A 1,429-nucleotide genomic window follows, 5' to 3' on the forward strand; every position below is an offset into this window, starting at 1 on the left:
GGGTGTCTGGTTTCAGGACATCGTTCACCCCTGCAGCTGAGAATCGGCGTGCGGGTGTCCCACGACATAGTTCCATTGATGTGTCGGGTCATCGTTCACCTGCATAACGTCATGGCGGGCAAGCTGGAGTATGACTTACTCACGCAACCGCGCTGTGGTTCTGGCTATCGTCAACGGTGGGATGAGTGTTAAAGACGCATCCGCACACTTTGATCTCAGCACCCGATGGATCAAAACCCTCTTACAGCGCTTCCGCACCGGCGGACTCGAAGCACTCCAACCACGTTCCACCCGTCCCTTAAACAACCCCAACAAAACTCCCGAGGAAGTACGCACAGCAATCATCAAACTGCGCTACGGACTCCTTCGCGACGGACTCGACGCCGGAGCCGAATCGATCTACGACCGGCTGGACAAAAACACCCGCCCATCAATCACAACAATCTGGCGCATCCTCAAAGCAGCCAACACAATCACCCCACAACCACAAAAACGGCCCCGCTCATCCTGGCAGCGCTTCGAAGCACCAGCCCCCAACAGCCTGTGGCAATCCGACTTCACCCACTGGCCCTTAGCTGAAGGCACCGATACCGAGATCATTACCTGGCTCGATGACCACTCCCGCTTCATCACCCACATCAGCGTCCACCAGCGGATCACCGGCCACATCGTCGTAAACACATTCCTACAAGCCGCTGACCAGCACGGACTACCGGCTGCAACCCTGACCGACAACGGACTGGTCTACACCACCCGACTAGCAGGAGGCCGCACCAAAAACCGACAGCCAAACCCCTTCGAACAGCTCCTGGCAGACCTCAACATCGAACAGAAAAACGGTCGCCCCGGAAAACCAACCACCCAAGGAAAAATCGAACGCTTCCACAGCACCCTCAAAAAATGGCTCCACGCCCAATCGCCAGCACTGACCATCGAAGACCTACAACGACAACTGCAGGACTTCCAAACCATGTACAACACCAAACGCAAACACCGAGCCATCAACAGGCGCACACCCCAACAGGCATACACCGCCACACCCAAAGACCAACCAACCGTGCAGCTACGCAACACCCACTGGCGAGTCCGATACGACCGCGTCGACGGCCACGGAAAAATCACCCTCCGTTATGCCGGCCAACTCAGACACCTCGGCATAGGCCACGCCCACAACCGCCAACGGATCATCCTGCTGGTCAACGGCCCCGATGCCATCGCAATAAACAAAACAACCGGCGAAATCATCGCCGAATACACCATCGACCCAACCAAAAACTACCAATCCAAAAAGAAAAACCCACGCACAAAAAAAGGGGAACGATGACCCGACACACCCACTCCAAAAAAGGGAACGATGACCCGACACACCAGCCGCCCCACACACAAAAAATCCCGGGACATCGAGTGAACGATGTCCCGGGACTTCACA

The 1,429-nt window shown here is 56.2% G+C and carries 1 protein-coding gene; it reads left to right on the forward strand.

Going from position 1 to position 1,429, the window contains the following annotated elements; all coding sequences use genetic code 11:
- The first annotated feature begins 130 nt into the window (after positions 1–130).
- Positions 131–1,324 carry an IS481 family transposase gene (locus HMPREF3087_RS05110; protein ID WP_070428327.1) on the forward strand — a complete coding sequence of 398 codons (1,194 nt, stop codon included), beginning with the start codon at positions 131–133 and terminating at the stop codon, positions 1,322–1,324.
- Positions 1,325–1,429 lie beyond the last annotated feature (105 nt).

This window comes from Brevibacterium sp. HMSC22B09 (assembly GCF_001806795.1).
GTDB lineage: Bacteria > Actinomycetota > Actinomycetes > Actinomycetales > Brevibacteriaceae > Brevibacterium > Brevibacterium ravenspurgense.

What these genes read in the sequence shown, in the direction of transcription:
- HMPREF3087_RS05110 (WP_070428327.1), top strand. Translation starts at nt 131, where the DNA reads ATGACTTACTCACGCAACCGCGCTGTGGTTCTGGCTATCGTCAACGGT.